The sequence below is a fragment of the Enterococcus sp. C57 genome, from assembly GCF_040887305.1.
Taxonomy (GTDB): domain Bacteria; phylum Bacillota; class Bacilli; order Lactobacillales; family Enterococcaceae; genus Enterococcus_B; species Enterococcus_B hirae.
Window position 1 is genome coordinate 222,226 of record NZ_JBFOFP010000004.1, and the last position, 17,844, is coordinate 240,069.

At 38.9% G+C, this 17,844-nt stretch carries 12 protein-coding genes; 11 read left to right on the forward strand and 1 reads right to left on the reverse strand.

Annotated features, from left to right (window positions below):
* The first annotated feature begins 51 nt into the window (after positions 1-51).
* From murF to AB5M32_RS06715, 5 genes are all read left to right on the forward strand, one after another.
* Complete coding sequence (gene murF / locus AB5M32_RS06695) at positions 52-1,404, forward strand: UDP-N-acetylmuramoyl-tripeptide--D-alanyl-D-alanine ligase (protein ID WP_094940635.1); 1,353 nt, start codon at positions 52-54, stop codon at positions 1,402-1,404.
* A gap of 322 nt (positions 1,405-1,726) precedes the next feature.
* Positions 1,727-3,238, forward strand: coding sequence for a DEAD/DEAH box helicase (locus AB5M32_RS06700; RefSeq protein ID WP_010720333.1), 1,512 nt, complete (start codon positions 1,727-1,729; stop codon positions 3,236-3,238).
* 129 nt (positions 3,239-3,367) lie between these two features.
* Positions 3,368-3,718, forward strand: a complete 351-nt coding sequence (acpS, locus tag AB5M32_RS06705) for a holo-ACP synthase (RefSeq protein WP_010720332.1) — start codon at positions 3,368-3,370, stop codon at positions 3,716-3,718.
* Between the two features lie 15 nt (positions 3,719-3,733).
* Complete coding sequence (alr, locus tag AB5M32_RS06710) at positions 3,734-4,855, forward strand: alanine racemase (protein ID WP_010720331.1); 1,122 nt, start codon at positions 3,734-3,736, stop codon at positions 4,853-4,855.
* Between the two features lie 10 nt (positions 4,856-4,865).
* Entirely contained in the window at positions 4,866-5,228 is a 363-nt protein-coding gene (locus tag AB5M32_RS06715) for a type II toxin-antitoxin system PemK/MazF family toxin (RefSeq protein ID WP_010720330.1), read from the forward strand.
* A 323-nt stretch (positions 5,229-5,551) separates the two neighbouring features.
* Here AB5M32_RS06715 and rpsN read toward each other — a convergent pair whose 3' ends face one another.
* Positions 5,552-5,821, reverse strand: a complete 270-nt coding sequence (rpsN, locus tag AB5M32_RS06720; protein WP_010736862.1) for a 30S ribosomal protein S14 — start codon at positions 5,819-5,821, stop codon at positions 5,552-5,554.
* A 222-nt stretch (positions 5,822-6,043) separates the two neighbouring features.
* On the opposite strand from rpsN, the gene AB5M32_RS06725 reads away from it, so the two are divergent.
* From AB5M32_RS06725 to AB5M32_RS06750, 6 genes are all read left to right on the forward strand, one after another.
* Positions 6,044-6,988: an NADP-dependent oxidoreductase gene (locus AB5M32_RS06725; RefSeq protein ID WP_178286941.1), complete on the forward strand. Its 945-nt coding sequence runs from the start codon at positions 6,044-6,046 to the stop codon at positions 6,986-6,988.
* A gap of 258 nt (positions 6,989-7,246) precedes the next feature.
* Positions 7,247-9,952 carry a YhgE/Pip domain-containing protein gene (locus AB5M32_RS06730; RefSeq protein ID WP_178286939.1) on the forward strand — a complete coding sequence of 902 codons (2,706 nt, stop codon included), beginning with the start codon at positions 7,247-7,249 and terminating at the stop codon, positions 9,950-9,952.
* A gap of 561 nt (positions 9,953-10,513) precedes the next feature.
* Positions 10,514-12,337, forward strand: coding sequence for an amino acid permease (locus tag AB5M32_RS06735; protein ID WP_010720326.1), 1,824 nt, complete (start codon positions 10,514-10,516; stop codon positions 12,335-12,337).
* 159 nt (positions 12,338-12,496) lie between these two features.
* Complete coding sequence (locus AB5M32_RS06740) at positions 12,497-13,207, forward strand: hypothetical protein (protein ID WP_178286937.1); 711 nt, start codon at positions 12,497-12,499, stop codon at positions 13,205-13,207.
* Between the two features lie 128 nt (positions 13,208-13,335).
* The gene (gene queA / locus AB5M32_RS06745) at positions 13,336-14,367 is read left to right on the forward strand and encodes a tRNA preQ1(34) S-adenosylmethionine ribosyltransferase-isomerase QueA (protein ID WP_010720324.1); all 1,032 of its coding nucleotides are present in this window, start codon (positions 13,336-13,338) and stop codon (positions 14,365-14,367) included.
* Positions 14,368-15,113: 746 nt separating this feature from the next.
* On the forward strand, positions 15,114-17,750 hold the full coding sequence (locus AB5M32_RS06750; protein ID WP_178286935.1) for a cation-translocating P-type ATPase: 2,637 nt from the start codon (positions 15,114-15,116) through the stop codon (positions 17,748-17,750).
* The last annotated feature ends 94 nt before the right edge of the window (positions 17,751-17,844 follow it).

The window sequence follows — 17,844 nt, forward strand, 5'->3', positions numbered from 1 at the left end:
AATGTCATTCACATTTGTTCCGGCTTCTAAATGCGAAAAGGCGGGTTTTTTATGAAACTAACAGTACAAGAAATCGCTCAAGCTGTAGGAAGCGTAATGAATGATTTAACGGAAATCACAGGTGTGGAGTTCGATAGTCGCAAGATTGAAAAAGGTGGGTTGTTCGTGCCGCTAAAAGGAGCAAGAGATGGACACGAATTTATCCAACAAGCCATGGATAATGGAGCGGTTGCTACTTTTTGGAGTTTGGAAGCGTCCAAAGCACCTAGCGGGATTCGAGTGATTCTTGTGGATGATCCACTAAAAGCAATGCAAGATCTGGCGAAGTACTACCTAGCGAAAGTTGGGGCTGAAGTGGTGGCAATTACGGGAAGTAATGGGAAAACAACGACAAAAGATTTGACTGCTTCAGTTTTAGCTCAAAAGTACAAAACCTATAAAACACAAGGAAATTACAACAATAATATTGGCTTGCCTTATACGATTTTGCACATGCCGATGGATACCGAAAAAATCGTTTTAGAAATGGGGATGGATCATGCCAGAGAGATCACTGAGCTTTCTTTGATTGCCCGACCTAAAGTAGCGGCTATTACGATGATTGGTGAAGCACATATTGAAAACCTTGGCTCACGAGCAGGAATCGCGCAAGCAAAAATGGAGATTGTTGATGGTTTGAGAGAAGATGGGCTGTTGATTATCCCAGAAGAAGAACCATTATTGAAACCTTTGACTGAAAGTTTGACTCAAAAAATTGAAACGTTTGGATTAAATACAGGGCAGCTACAGGCGGAGGTAACGAGTGAAGAGAAAACAGCCACACATTTTATCGTCAATGATGAATCGTTCATGATTCCTCTTCCTGGAAGTTATAATGTCACCAATGCGTTGATTGCTTATGCTGTTGGGCAATTTTTTGGTCTGCCAACGGAAGCCATCCGTCTAGGTTTAGCAAGTGTCACAGTGACGCAAAATCGTACGGAGTGGCTAAGTGCTGGAAATGGTGCGGGGATTCTAAGTGATGTCTATAATGCGAATCCTACAGCAATGGGATTGGTCTTAGATACTTTTGCCAACTTACCAACAAAAGGGAGAAGACTTGCTGTACTTGCGGACATGCTGGAATTAGGACCAGATGCTTTGAAGATGCACGCAAGTATGGCTGAACATCTTGATCCAGCTGATTTTGCGGGAGTCTATTTATATGGGCCCCAAATGAAAGCATTATATGAAAAGTTGAACGAAAAGTATCCAGATTTATACGTACAATATTTTGAAACAGATAAAGAACAACTCATTGCAACGGTGAAAGAAGAAATACGTCCGGAAGATAGCATCGTTTTAAAAGGAAGCAATGGAATGGGATTGATTGATGTCGTTAAACAATTGCAAGGAATGAAATAATAAACTGCAAACTTGCAGAAAATAAGAAATTATGCTAGAATAACCTATTGCCGAAAGATGAAGAGAAATTGGACTGGTTCTTTCGTTTATGTAAATTGCTAGAGCCAGATGTCATAACAATGATAAAGCTGAACGCGACCCGTTTGGCTTTTCTAATGCCTAAACTTCGCAAAGTGATTTTTCGGTGGTGCCACAGGGGCTAAGAATGAGTAAAAACGTACGTGGCCACTGTCAAAAAGAACCAAACACTTTGACCGAACAATCGACGGGGTAGCAAAAATTAAGCTACATCCTCAGTTAACAACCATATAGGAGGATTCATTTGAAATTTAAAGAATTAGAATTATCACCAGAATTATTGAAATCAGTAGAGCGTGCTGGTTTTGAAGAAGCAACACCGATCCAGTCAGAAACAATCCCTTTAGCATTGTCTGGAAAAGATGTGATTGGACAAGCACAAACAGGGACTGGTAAGACGGCTGCTTTTGGTTTGCCGATGTTAGAAAAAATCGACACTAATCGCCACGAATTGCAAGGGTTAGTCATTGCACCGACACGTGAATTAGCGATCCAAACACAAGAAGAGCTTTATCGTCTTGGTCGTGATAAAAGAGTACGTGTACAAGCTGTTTACGGAGGCGCTGATATCGGTCGCCAAATCCGTGGATTGAAAGATCGTCCACATATTGTCGTAGGAACACCTGGACGTATGCTGGATCACATCAACCGCCACACATTGAAATTAGGAACAGTGGAAACATTAGTTCTAGATGAAGCAGATGAAATGTTGAACATGGGCTTTTTGGAAGATATTGAAAGTATTATTTCAAAAGTACCTGAAGAACGCCAAACATTATTATTCTCAGCAACAATGCCACCTGCAATCAAAAATATCGGCGTGAAATTCATGAAATCACCAACACACGTGAAGATCAAAGCGAAAGAAATGACAGCTGACTTAATCGATCAATATTATGTTCGAGCAAAAGAATACGAAAAATTCGATATCATGACACGTTTGTTCGATGTCCAAACACCAGAACTTACGATTGTTTTTGGTCGTACAAAACGACGTGTTGATGAATTGGCACGTGGATTAGAAGCTCGCGGTTATCGTGCAGAAGGAATCCATGGGGACCTTTCACAACAAAAACGAATGAGTGTTTTACGTTCATTTAAAAATGGTCATTTAGATATTTTAGTTGCTACGGATGTAGCTGCACGTGGCTTGGATATTTCAGGCGTGACTCACGTCTACAACTATGACATTCCACAAGATCCAGAAAGTTATGTTCACCGTATCGGACGTACAGGTCGTGCGGGTAAAGGCGGGATGTCAGTGACATTCGTTACGCCAAACGAAATGAGCTACCTACATGTTATTGAGAACTTAACGAAAAAACGGATGGCTACTCTACGTCCGCCAACTGAAAAAGAAGCATTCAAGGGACAACTAGGTGCTGCAGTGGAACAAATCGAAGCTAAGCTTGAAGAAAACGGCTTAGACAAGTATTTGCAAACAGCAGATAAATTGCTTGAAGAGTATTCTGCACAAGATTTAGTAGCTTTGTTACTAAAAACGACTGCGAAGGATCCTTCTGATGCAATACCAGTTAAAATCACTCCAGAACGTCCATTGCCAATGCAGAAAAAAGGCTATAATAAAAATGGCAAACGTGGCGGCGGAAATAACCGTAATCGACGCGATAATAACAACTACCGTGGCAACAAATCAAAAGGTGGCTACAGTAAAAATAATAACCATCAAAAAGATGGCGGTAAGCGTCAAAACGATAAAAAACGTGGATTTGTGATCCGTACAAATAACGATTAATAATAAATGATAAGCTTCTCTTTTTTAAGAGGAGCTTTCTTTTTAGTTATTTATGGACATATTGGTGGTAAAATACCGAGAATTTGGTAGAATGAGAGTGTTCTAAAATTTTTGAAAAGAGTAGAGTCTATGATTAAAGGAATTGGGATTGATGCAGTTGAGTTACCAAGGATTGCAAAGATCATCAAAGAAAAACAAAATTTTATCGACCGAGTGTTGACGCCAAATGAAATCGAGCAATTTCAAATCCTGCCTTTTCACCGACAAGTAGAATTTCTCGGAGGGCGTTACGCTTGCAAAGAAGCTTTTTCAAAAGCGTGGGGAACTGGTATTGGTAAGGTGACGTTTCAAGAAATTGAAATTTTAAAAAATGATGCAGGACAACCTGTAGTCACAAAATCACCTCATTCAGGTACTTGTTTTGTTAGTATCACGCATACGGATGAATTAGCGTTTGCACAAATTATTTTAGAAGATTAGAAAGAAGGAAAAATCATGGTTGTCGCTTGGCACCGACCTACAAGAGTCATTATACATACAAAAGCTATTACTGAAAATGTCAAAAAAGAATTAGCTAGATTACCAAAAGGAAAAGAGCTATTTGCTGTAGTCAAAGCAAATGGTTACGGGCACGGAGCAGTCCAGACAGCAGAAGCTGCACTGGCTGGAGGTGCTACTGGATTTTGTGTGTCTAATCTAGACGAAGGGATTGAATTGCGGGAAGCGGGATTCACACAACCTATTTTAGTGTTGAATATGATTCCCATTGACGCATTGACTTTAGCGGTTGTCCATGATTTATCGATCACTGTAGGAAACAAAGAATGGTTAGAACAGGCTGTTGAATATCTGCAAGAAAGAAAGCTGAAACATGCGTTAGCACTTCATTTGAAAGTTGATACCGGCATGGGACGGATTGGTTTTTTGACACCTGAAGAAGTCGTAGAGGCAGTTTCATTTATTCAAGAAAGTGCTGTATTGGAATGGGAAGGGATTTTCACCCATTTCTCAACGGCTGATCAAGCGGATGAAACGTATTGGCAACAGCAACATCAACGTTTTATAGAGACAATCGATGCATTGCCTGCTTTACCTAAGTATGTTCATGTAAGTAATAGTGCTACTGCTTTATGGCATGATGAAAAAATTGGTAACATGATTCGTTTTGGTGTAGCAATGTATGGGTTAAATCCTTCAGGGCATGCACTGCCAGAACCGTATCCATTGGAACCCGCACTAGAGTTAGTTTCCGAGTTGATCCAAGTGAAACGTTTGGCTAAAGGTGAAGGCATCGGCTACGGGGAAACCTATATTACCGATCAACCAGAGTGGATCGGGACGATCCCGATTGGCTATGCGGATGGCTGGTTACGAAACATGCAAGGCTTTTCCGTCCTAGTGGATGGAAATTTATGTGAAATTGTCGGACGTGTGTGTATGGATCAAATTATGATCCGTTTACCTCAGGAAGTTCCACTGGGAACAAAGGTTACTTTGATTGGTAAAAATCAGGAAAAAGAGATATCGATGCAAGCAGTAGCGGATCAATTAGGTACGATCCACTATGAGGTAGCCTGTGTACTAGGAACGCGCATTCCTAGAGAATATGAAGAGTAAGGAGAATCCTATGGTAAAAAGAGGAGACATTTATTTTGCTGACCTTTCTCCAGTCGTGGGTTCAGAACAAGGCGGGACACGACCTGTCTTAGTTATTCAAAATAATTTAGGGAATCATTTTAGTCCAACGATTATTGTGGCGGCCATTACTGCCAAAATGGCCAAACCTAAATTGCCTACGCATATTGGAATAAAAGCAACTGGTACTGGAATCGAACGTGACTCTGTCATTTTACTTGAACAGATCAGAACAATTGATAAATCAAGATTAAAAGAAAAAGTTTGTCATTTAGATCGAGGAATTATGTCAGAAGTCGATCATGCACTTAAAATCAGTGTAGGTATCGAAGCATTGACCCCTGTCGCTAAATAAGTACATTATGCCTTTACATATAAAAGGAACAAGCTAATTATCTTGAATGTCAATCAACAAAGGTTATAAGAGAAATCGTTGGATCTGAGCGTTAATGATGTCAATCGCTATACGGTCGTTTCTGACTCTTAATAAAAAATGCTGGATAATGATAAGAAAAAAGTTGAGTCAGCATTGTTCAACTTATAAAAAAGCCGTAAGGACCAAAAATAGTTTTCCTATCTTTAGTCCTTACGGCTTTTTTTATATGTGTTTGATTAGTTTATCTTATTCAGAGAGTGACTGCTATTTTGCCGGAATATCTTTCGTCTGTCTAATACTAATTACCAACTAGCTTTTTTGACACCAGGGATCAGTCCTTGATGAGCTAGTTCGCGAAATTTCACACGAGACATGCCGAATTTTCGCATATATCCGCGAGGACGTCCATCGATCAAGTCACGGTTTTTCAAACGCTCAGGGCGTGCATCTAAAGGTAATTGACGTAAGGCTTCATAATCTTTATTCGCTTTTAACTCTTGTCGTAAATCAGCATAGCGGGCAATCATTTCTTGTTGTTTTCTAGCTTTTGCAATTTTTGATTTTTTTGCCATATTTTCCTCCAATAATCTCTTTAATTTTTCAAATCGTAAAAATTACGGTTTAGTGTAGATACCTTAACATAGTGTGAGAAATAAAACAATTATTTTGTTTCTAAAAATGTTTAGTCCTTCTCTTGTTCTCTATGAAAGAGAAAGACCACCGATGAGATTAAAACAGTTTTTTTGTCAAATAGTGGTGTTACACGTAAACTAGAAGAAAAGGAGGGGGTAGAGATGCGTAGGTTTGCTATTAGTGGTTATGGGCCAGCTGAAAAGGTGTTTCAAGAAATAGTAGACACACCAAGGGAGGTCACGCCAAATCATCTTCGTGTGGAATTGAAAGCGTTTAGTATCAATCCTTATGATGTCGCTTTGCGTTCAGGAAAGATGAAGGAAGTTCGAACCTTAACATTCCCTTACGTATTAGGGAATGATGGTGCAGGAATCGTGACGGAAGTAGCAAGTGACGTCGATTCATTTGCTGTGGGGGACCGTGTAGTCGTTCATCCTGTGTCAGGTGCTTACGGTGAAGAAATCGTCTTACCAGCAAGTAAAGTGGCTAAAATACCAGATGAAATGAGTTGGGGAGAAGCAGCTGCAATGGTAACGACGGGGATCACTGCTTACAATGTGATTAATCATCTGCTAACGATCCAACCAACTGACACGGTAATGGTGACCGGAGCTTCAGGAGGCGTAGGAACTAGTTTGATCCAATTACTTCATCAAAAAGGGATTCGGACGTTTGCTAGTGCATCAAAGACAAATGAAGAATTAGTCCGAAGTTTAGGCGTTACTCATTTTTCTTCTTATGATCAAGAAAATCCTGAAGAAGTATTCAGTAATCAAGCAGATATTGTGATCGATGCGACGAAAGGAAGCATCGCGGGAGACATGGCTATCAAAATTATGAAAGAAGAAGGTCATTATGTTGCGTTGAACGAATTGCCTTCCCTTGCATCTCGTCAGAAAAAAAATGGGTTTTATGAGACTTTTGTTCCTAGAAAAGAATACTCAGATCAAGAAGCTTTGACTCATTTAATTGCTGCATATAAAACAGGAAATTACCATATTTTTGTAGCAGAAGAATTAGCTGCAACTCTTGATCATTTAATCTGGGCGCACCATCAACTTGAAGGACACCCCTCTGCAGGTAAAATCGTATTAACCTATGATTAGAGCTGGGCTGGTAAAAGGAGCAAACTTTTTCTGGATGCGTTTTCTTCTTCTGATTTTTAGCATGAAAATTTCTTTCTGCTTTATTTAATGGTAAAGTGGTACATGTAAAATTTAACTATTTCTTCAATTCTATGGTCAGACAATCGGACAGTTTGACTATTATGTCTAAATTATCGAGCTTTTTGAAAAAAGGGAATTGAAAATTACATGATTTACATGGTAAAGTAATGCAGCTGAAAAAAGAAGAAGGGGATATTTATGCGGTCAATCAAAAACACATTAAAATTATATCTACTTGACTGGAAAAGAATTTTTAAAAATCCAATTGCTACACTTTTGATCATTGCAATTATGATTATCCCTTCATTATATGCGTGGTTCAACATCAAAGCGTTATGGGATCCTTACGGAAATACCGGTGAATTGCCTATTGCGGTTTACAGTGCAGATCAACCGGCAGAATTTCGAGGGAAAGAAGTCGCAATTGGGAAAGAAGTGATCAAATCACTTCATGACAATAAACAACTCGGATGGCAATTCGTTGACTCAAAAGCAGAACTGGAACAAGGGGTTCGTTCTGGGAAATATTATGCAGGAATCTACTTACCGAAGGATTTCTCAGAAGACTTGTTAAGTTTTACGAGTGGAGAGATCAGAAAGCCAAAAATCGAATACACGGTGAATGAGAAAATCAATGCGATTGCTCCTAAGATCACCGATAAAGGAGCTTCTGCGATCCAAACCCAGATTACAGATGAATTTATCAAGACAGCTAGTTCAACGTTATTGAAGGTCTTTAACGAGATCGGTTATGACATTGATTCGAATCTAGTAAGTATCAATAAGGTCAAATCAATGATACTTTCAACGGATGAGAACCTTGATACGATCGACAGTTATACGCAACAAGTACTCGATTTACAAAAACAACTACCTTCTATTAAAGAAAAGTTAAACAAAGCCAATGAATTTGTGGACTATCTCCCACAAGTCGATGAAATGGGACAAAAAGTGGTTGCACTGAATGATAAAATGCCACAACTCCAAGAGCAAGCGAAAATCATTTTAGATTTACAACAAAAAATACCGGAAATCCAAAATGCAGGTCGACAAATTGCTGAGATCGATCAGGATTTTTCATCGATCCAAGAAACGATGGATCAAGGAATCACTGAAGCGAAACAAGGGTTGTCGATCATTCAACAAGTCCAAGAAATCTTACCTGACGTGAAGAAATTAGAAACACAAGCAAACGACCTAGCTACTCAAACAAAATCAGGTGCAGAGCAGTTAAAAGACGCATTACCAGGTATCACAACGAGTGTGAATACAACGGTACAATCGATTAGTCAGGTAGCAACATCTATTGATTCATTTACAGCTAGTGTCGATCAGGCAATTGCAGATAATCAATTGACGGAAGAAGAGAAGGGAAACTTACTCAAATTATTGGATAATCTCTACAATAGTTTACCAGCACAGCAACAAGCGATTGATCAGTTGATTACCTTTTTGACACAGTTACAGAATCAAACGGGTAATACCAAACTTCAAAAAATAATTGATACATTAAATAGTATCAAACCAGTTTTAAGCGGCTTACAAAATCGCCTACCAGCGTTGAAACAAGCCATTCAAGAAGGAAATATCGATAACGTAAGAAATATCTTAGGGCAAATTCAAACTGCTGCTAAAAATGTCAATAACTTGATTTCTGGAATCGATGTGAACCAAGTCAGTTCAACCGTTGATTCACTATTAAATCAAGTCATCAGTACGATTGAAACAGCTCAAGGTGCGTTAAGCAAGGCTGACCAAATCGATTTTGATTCGCTGTTAAATTCAACAAAAGCAACAGTGACCAATGCAGTGGCGATATTAGAGAAGTACCAAAAAGAAATGCCAGCGATCGGACAAGAGATCCATGATGCAAACACCATGTTGAATGGTAATATGGAAACGATCGTCAATGGGATCAATAAAGGAGCCGATCTGTATAATAATGATTTGCCAGTGTTAGCCAACAAATTGAGTACAGCTGCTAACTTTATCCAAAATGACTGGCCAACGATCAAAAATGAAATCACAAGTACGATGACAACAGCGAATGAAAAAATGCCACAAGTTGAAACGGCAGTAAATGCAGCAGCTGATTTAATCAATAATGATTGGCCAAACATCAAGACAGGTATCCAAAAAGCAGCAGATGCTATTCGTAAAGGAGAAAAAGAAGTTGATCTAGGAGAAGTGATCAAATTATTGAAACTAGATGCCACGAAAGAGAGTGACTTCTTTACGCAACCAGTAGAATTAAAAACCAATACGATGTATCCAATTGCAAACAACGGATCGGCAAGTACGCCATTTTATACAGCACTTTGCTTGTGGGTGGGAGCTGTCTTACTCTCAAGTGTAGCGACAACCGATTATTATCTCGGTAAAAAAGAAAGAAACAATTTTACAAAACGAGAACAATTTGTTGCTCGAATGCTCACGTTCTTAACAATGGCTATCGCACAAAGTTTGATCGTTACTTTAGGAAATATCTTTTTATTAGGTGTAGATGTCCATAATCCAGTTTACAGCGTGTCCTTTGCCGTTTTGATCTCGCTAGCCTTTATGATGATCGTGTATGTTTTAGCGGCGCTATTTGATAATGTTGGAAAGGGACTTGCGATCATTATCCTCGTGCTATCGATTTCTGGTGGAGGTGGGAACTATCCTATCCAAGTATCAGGGAAGTTCTTCCAAATGATCAATCCATTCTTGCCATTCACTCATGCGGTTAATCTATTACGAGAATCAGCAGGAGGAATCTATTGGCCAAATGCTGCAAATGCGATTTGGATCATGATTGGTCTATTCGTTAGCTTTGGTGTTATTGGAACGGCTGTTGCGCCTTATGTCCAAGAAAAAATGGTCAAATTCAAAGAAGCAGCACATCAGAGTCATATTTTCCACTAGTAGTTAAAGCAATAACCAGTTTGAAAAAAGAAGACCTTGTTAGACAGAAATAGTCATGTATTTTCGTCTGACAAGGCCTTTATTTTATTAACAGAGCTTAGGTGATCAGAGGAGCTATTTTTTTCTTTTTGTAGAAACAACGAGTTTAATTGAAAAAATTGAAAATAGAAAAGTAAAGTTTGTTATGGCTGATTCCACAATGATTGATGATTGCTAGAAAAAATCACAGTCCATTTACTTATTTTTTGGAAAGTGCTGGTTGTTCAAGTTCTACGAAAAGTAAAAGTTTTTATTGAATAGGAAAGAAAAATCTCGATGAGTGAGATGTTACATTTTTTGACAGAAAAGGAAAAAAGTCGTTGAAATGTAAGGCATTTGCTAATTTAACGTACGATTGAAAAAAATACTGTTTTTTTTCTAATTTTTTTCAATTAATTTTATGAAAGTTTATTGACTTTTATATTATGGGAGCGTACTATAACATCTTGTTTAAGATAAATTTTTTTTTAATTTTGACAATAATAATTTTGAAGTAAATATGTGTGTAAAGGAGTAAAAAAATTGGACTACTTAAAAAGGTTGTTAGTAGGTAAGCCGTTGAAATCTGCTGAAAACGACGAGCATAAATTAACTCGTTTTGCCGCGTTAGCATTGCTGTCATCGGATGCCCTATCATCCATTGCTTACGGTACAGAGCAGATTGTGGTTGTTTTAGTTGCCTTGTCAACTGCAGCCATTTGGTATTCACTGCCAATTGCAGCATTTGTTATTATTCTATTGATTTCATTAACTCTCTCTTACCGTCAAATCATTCACGCGTATCCTCAAGGCGGAGGAGCTTACGTCGTCAGCAGTGAAAACCTTGGGAAAAATGCCGGGTTGATCGCTGGAGGTTCCTTGTTGATCGACTATATGTTGACGGTAGCTGTTTCCGTGTCAGCTGGTGCCGAAGCGATTACCTCGGCAATTCCCGCATTGTATGGTCACCAAGTAGCAATCTCAGTTGCAATCGTATTGCTCTTGATGATGCTGAATTTACGCGGGTTAAGGGAATCGGCTTCTTTCTTGCTATTCCCTGTTTACACGTTCATCATTGTGATTACGTTGCTAATTGCGGTCGGACTGTTTAATATCATTACTGGTGCCGTACCATTACATGCAACAGCCTTACCTGGAGCTGCAATCCCAGGGGTGTCGATCGCATTGATTTTGCGAGCATTCTCTTCTGGTTCTTCTTCTTTAACAGGGGTTGAAGCAATTAGTAATGCCGTACCATTTTTCAAGAAACCTCGAGCAAAAAATGCAGCAGCAACTTTAACAATGATGGCTTTGATCTTAGGCTTCTTCTTTGTCGGTATCACGTTCATCAACTATTGGTATGGGATCGTACCTGAAAAAGAAGTTACTGTATTGTCTCAAATTGGGAAAGCTGTCTTTGGCCATGGCGTATTGTATTATGTATTACAATTTGCTACCGCTTTGATCTTGGCGGTTGCTGCCAATACTGGATTCTCTGCATTCCCAGTATTAGCATACAATTTGGCAAAAGATAAGTTCATGCCACATATGTATCAAGATCGTGGCGATCGTTTAGGGTACTCAAATGGGATCATGACATTAGCTTTTGGTTCGATTATTCTCTTATTTATTTTCCATGGTTCAACGGAACGCTTGATTCCGTTATACTCGATCGGTGTATTTATTCCTTTTGCGCTATCGCAAACAGGAATGGTCGTTAAATGGAAAAAAGAAGGAAAGAACTGGTTAGGAAAATCTATTGCAAATATCACAGGTGCGTTTATCTCTTATGCGATCATTGCGATTTTGTTCGTTTACCGCTTAGGTGATATTTGGCCATTTTTTATCATCATGCCAATTGTGATGTATATTTTCTATCGCATTCATGATCACTACAAAAAGGTAGCAGAACAGTTGCGACTTGAAACGGACGCCAAGTTACATGACTATGATGGAAATACCGTGTTGGTTTTAGTAGGAAATGTCACACGTGTTAACATCGGTGCGATCAATTATGCTCGTTCGATCGGGGATTATGTGGTGGCCATGCACGTGTCATTGGATGAAGATATAGCAAAAGAAAAAGAAATTGAAGCAGACTTTAAGAAACATTTTCCTGATGTCCGTTTTTCAGTTGTTCATTCTTCTTATCGTTCCATTGAAAATCCAATTATCCGCTACGTTGATCTGGTAAGTAAAAATGCCGCAAAACAAAACTATACGACGACAGTATTGATTCCACAGTTTGTACCAAACCGTCGTTGGCAAAATATCTTACACAATCAAACAAGTTTACGATTAAGACTTCGTTTATCTTGGCGAGAAAATATCGTGATAAGTACGTATAGTTATCATTTGAAGAAATAAATGTTAAAGACCAAAAAATGCTTGAGTGAGAAACTCAGGCATTTTTTTATTTATTTATTTTCTAATTACAAAAAAAATAAATAAAAAAGTGTCACTTAATTGATGTATTTTTTTAGTAGAACATGTTTATCCAATTTATTTGAAGGAGCTGAAAAGACAATGGCACAATATTATAGAAATACTGAAAATGGGAAAGTCTTGACGGAAGATCAATATAAAGAAATCAAGGATCAAATGGGCCACTTTCAAAAAGTATCTGACGATCAACTCAATAAGTCAGAAATGTTGATGGCTAAAATTGCTTCAGGTGATTTAAATGATTATTCTTCTTTTTATGAAATGGAAGATCTAGCTCTAGATCCAAACATCGAAGTAGAGCCGGAAAATACACTAATAGTGATCAACATGGCGGAAGATGTTCACTGCTTAGAAGTGTTCAATAAACTTAAAAGAAATGATCTAAAACCAGATGTTGAGGTTCAACAAGTAATGTTAGCTCAACGCGCATTTGACGAAAGAGGATTTACAGTGATGGATTTTGAGAATCTTTCAGGCGAAAAGAATGAGTGGCGTGATAGTATTTTAGGTATTATTATTGGCTTTATCGGTGGTCCATTAGGGGCGATCTTTGGCTGGGCAATTGGCGATGTCATTGGTTTTGGGCAAGCGCATCATGCAGAGAAAAAATCTAAAAATGTTTTTCATTATATTGCTAACTGTATCCCAGAAGGACAAGAAGGGGTCTTAGCGATTGTCAAAGAAATGGATGCAAAGAAATTGAATGACTTAATCACTGTGGAGTTTGGAGGCACAATTAAACGTTTTGAACTCAATCATATCAATGAGGCAATCAAATCTATAAAAAAATAAAACGATCACTTGCAAGAAATCGGTTTGTTCGTTCGTTTCTCTTTCTTCTTTTTTCGAGTGCGGGTTTTGCCAAGGCAACAGTAAAAATGTTAGAATGACAAGGCAGAAGATAGAAAGTGAGTGACGATATGTTAACAACAGAAGATTTTGACTTTGATTTACCAGAAGAGTTGATCGCTCAAACACCACTAAAAGACCGTGACCATTCTCGGTTACTAGTTTTAGATCGTACAACTGGGGAAATGTCGGATAAACATTTCCATGACATCTTAGAAGAATTGCATCCAGGAGATGCGCTAGTGATGAATAATACACGTGTGTTGCCAGCTCGTTTATATGGTGAAAAAATTGAAACAGGTGCACACCTCGAAGTATTACTTTTGACAAATACAGAAGGAGATACTTGGGAAACGTTGATCAAACCGGCAAAACGAGCAAAAGTAGGCACGCGGATTACCTTTGGTGATGGTCGTTTACAAGCAGTTGTCAAAGAAGAATTAGAACATGGCGGAAGAATCATTGAATTTGAATACGAAGGTATTTTTCTTGAAACGCTGGAATCATTGGGCGAAATGCCTTTACCGCCTTATATCAAAGAACGTTTAGAGGATCCAGATCGTTACCAAACTGTTTATGCAAAAGAAAACGGGTCGGCAGCAGCTCCTACAGCTGGATTACATTTTACCAAAGAATTGTTAGCAGAAATCGAAGCAAAAGGGGTAGAACTCGTCTATTTGACACTTCACGTAGGGTTAGGAACATTCCGACCGGTCAGTGTGGACAAGATTGAAGAACACCACATGCACAGTGAATTTTATCGTCTAACAGAAGAAGCAGCAAGTCGCTTAAATCAAGTCCGTCAAAATGGGGGCAAGATCATCGCCGTAGGAACGACTTCGATCCGTACACTTGAAACGATTGGAACTAAATTTGATGGTGAAATCAAAGCAGATAGTGGTTGGACAGATATTTTCATCACACCAGGTTATCAATTTAAAGTAGTAGAGGCCTTTTCAACAAACTTCCATTTACCAAAATCAACGTTAGTCATGTTAGTGAGTGCCTTTGCTGGACGAGAATTAACATTAGCAGCTTACCAACATGCTATTGATGAACGTTATCGCTTCTTTAGTTTTGGCGATGCAATGTTTGTCAAATAAAGATAAAAAAGCTGTTTCAATACGATTAAATAAAATGGCAGCAATTGTTCATTTTAAATTATCAGTCAAAGAATCCTCAACTAGAAAAATGGGTTCTTTGACTGATTTTTTTCTATTCTTTGTTTTAGTTGAAATTAAAAAGTGTAGGAGACATGGATTCGTTTCTTACAGAAGATAAATAAACTCAGGCGACAAAAAAAGCTGGGCTCTCGATAAGCCCAGCTCTTCGTATGCGGAAGGAATCAAATAAACAAAATAAGTGTAACTTTCCATGACCCATGCAAAGTACCGTGTTGAATTTCTTCTTGATAAACAAAAAATCTTGTTTTTGTTACATCTTCAACAGTTGAAACATCTCTTGATTCTATTCAGTTTTCAGATATTCATGTTCTTCTTTTTTACGTATCATGTTACTTCTGGTTTAGATACTGCACGATCTAACGCCTCATACGCATTCACTATTTGTAAAAGATTATACTTCACATGACCTCATTGGTGAAACCTGTACCTTTTAACAACTTTGTTTGCTTATACTAATCTATCGAGAAATTCTTTTGTTTATTTGATGGTATCCTCCTTCCTTACACTTATAATATAGCACACTTTGTTAGCGGTTGCAAAAAAGAAGCTCACGAGATATGCTTATTTTAGAGAAGCAACAAGCGGTATAGTTGAATAAGGCAATTTAACAATGGTATAGTAAAATAAGTACCTTTTTTGTGTGCTTAAAATAAAGGAGGAATAGGATGGATGATTTTAAGAAAACAGTGAAAGAAGTGGAGAATGAAACAAAAACAACAATTGAACAGGGGTTAACGACCCAAGAAGCAGAAAAAAGAAGTCAAGAACAAGGGAAAAACAAATTTGAGGAAGCGCCTAAAGAGTCATTGGCAAAAAAGTTTTTACGAAGTTTATCTGATTTTACTACGATTATTTTACTTGTAGCAGCAGTCATTTCTTTTTATACTGCCTTTGCCACCGAACATGGGGATTTATTTGAAGGACTGTTGATTATTGCGATCGTAATCATTAATTCAGTATTAGCTATCGTACAAGAAGGAAATGCCGAAAAAGCGTTGGAATCTCTTCAGGATATGAACAAGCAAACTGCCACAGTCATCCGAGATGGCAAAGTTGAAAAAGTGGATGCTGAACACCTAGTTGTGGGAGATGTTCTGGTCTTGGAATCTGGCTCAGCCATTGCGGCGGATGCTCGATTAGTTGAAACCTCGCAATTAAGAGTAGAGGAATCGGCACTGACTGGTGAAAGTGAAGCGGTCGAAAAAGATGCAGATTATGTGAGTCAAGAAGATGATGCCTTAGGTGATCAAATCAATATGGTGTTTAAAGGGTGTACAGTCGCAGCTGGTCGTGGGAAAGCGATTGTGACCGCTATCGGGATGAAAACCGAAATGGGTAAGATTGCTGGACTTTTAAATGACAACACTGCTCAAAAAACACCATTACAAATTCGACTGAATCAACTAGGCAAACGCATCAGTTTTATCGCATTAGCTGCTGCAGCGTTAGTGTTTATTATTGGTGAACTCCAAGGAGAACCCTTACTGGAAATGTTTATGACATCCATTTCTTTAGCCGTCGCTGCGGTGCCAGAAACATTGACAGTTATCGTTACATTGACTTTAGCATATGGTGTCCAAAAAATGGCGAAGAAACATGCCATTATTCGTCAGCTCCCCGCAGTTGAGACTTTAGGAACAGCCAATGTGATTTGTTCAGATAAAACGGGAACGCTGACACAAAATAAAATGCGTGTCCGCCGAGTTTGGAGCAAAGAAGATGAAGTGACTGATGTAGAGGACTCAATGACCAACAGTGCGATGGAAATCTTGAAGATGGCTGCTCTTTGTACCGATGTGACGGTCGAAAAAGAAAATGATGAATTGATTGTCAAAGGAAACCCTACAGAAGCCGCGATCGTACGAGCGGTTGAAGAAAATTATCACACAAAAGAGGAATTAGAAGAAAAGTACCCGAGAGTGGCAGAACTACCCTTTGATTCAGACCGTAAGATGATGACAACGGTTCATCAAATGGGTGAAAAATATATTTCAATTACGAAAGGCGCTTTTGACGTCCTAGCTTCGCGTTTTACTTCAGGAGACATTGAACAGGCCACGATCGTCAATGACAGTTTTGGGAAAAAAGCTTTAAGGGTCATTGCGGTAGGTTATGCTACCTATGAAGAAGAACCGCAAGAAATCACGTCAGAAGCATTAGAAAAAGATTTACGTTTGATTGGTTTGATCGGCATGATTGATCCGCCTCGTCCTGAAAGTAAAGGAGCAATCAAACGAGCGAAAAAAGCAGGAATCAAAACAGTGATGATCACCGGAGACCATGTGGTAACGGCTAGCGCAATTGCCAAAGAATTAGGTATTTTAACGAATCCAACCGAAGCACTGTCGGGCTCAGAACTACAAGCACTATCTGATGATGAATTAGACGAACGTGTCAAAGACCTTTCTGTCTATGCTCGTGTTACGCCGGAAGACAAGATCCGGATCGTTAAATCATGGCAACGAACTGGTGCAGTGGTGGCTATGACTGGAGATGGCGTCAACGATGCACCCGCCTTGAAGGCAAGTGACGTAGGGTGTGCAATGGGAATCACTGGAACTGACGTGGCACAGAGTGCATCAGATATGATCCTGACCGATGACAACTTTGCAACGATCGTCGATGCGGTTAGTCAAGGACGTTCCGTCTATCAAAACATTCGTAAAGCGATCAACTTTTTGTTGAGTTGTAATGTCTCAGAAATTTTTATTGTGTTGATTGCGATGCTAGTGGGCTGGGGAGCACCATTTACAGCAGTTCAATTGTTGTTTGTCAACGTGGTTGCTGATGGGTTGCCTGGATTTGCTTTGGGGCGTGAACCAGCAGAAAAAGGGATCATGGACGAAGCACCGATTCCTAAGAATGAAGGGATTTTTGCTCGAGGATTACTACAAAAAATTGCGATCAATGCGACTACATTTACTATCGTGACTTTGTTTGGTTATTATTTGGGAAGCTATGTCGATACCATTAGCCCTTGGGTCGATGCAGGACAAGAAGTTGGACAGACAGTTGCCTTTTTAGTGTTAGCATACTCGTCAATCCTCCATGTATTCAATGTGCGTAGCAGTCAGTCAATTTTCAAAGTGAACTTAGCAACGAATAAATCGTTATTGGAAATGGCGGTACTTTCATTGGTCATCACTACGGTCATTGCACTTTTACCGTTTACCCAAGAACTCTTTGGCTTAGTGCATGTTAGCTTAAACCATTGGTTGTTAGTAGGCTTTTTATCAGTCGTACCTGTGGCTGTGAATGAGTTGATCAAATTTCATCAATTGCCTGAAGCAGAAGAAGAATAAATCAAAAGAGCTTGGGACAAAAACGAACAGCCCAAGCTCTTTCGCATGTAAAAAATGGCTAAAAGACGTTTAAACAGCTGACTTTCAGTAGGGA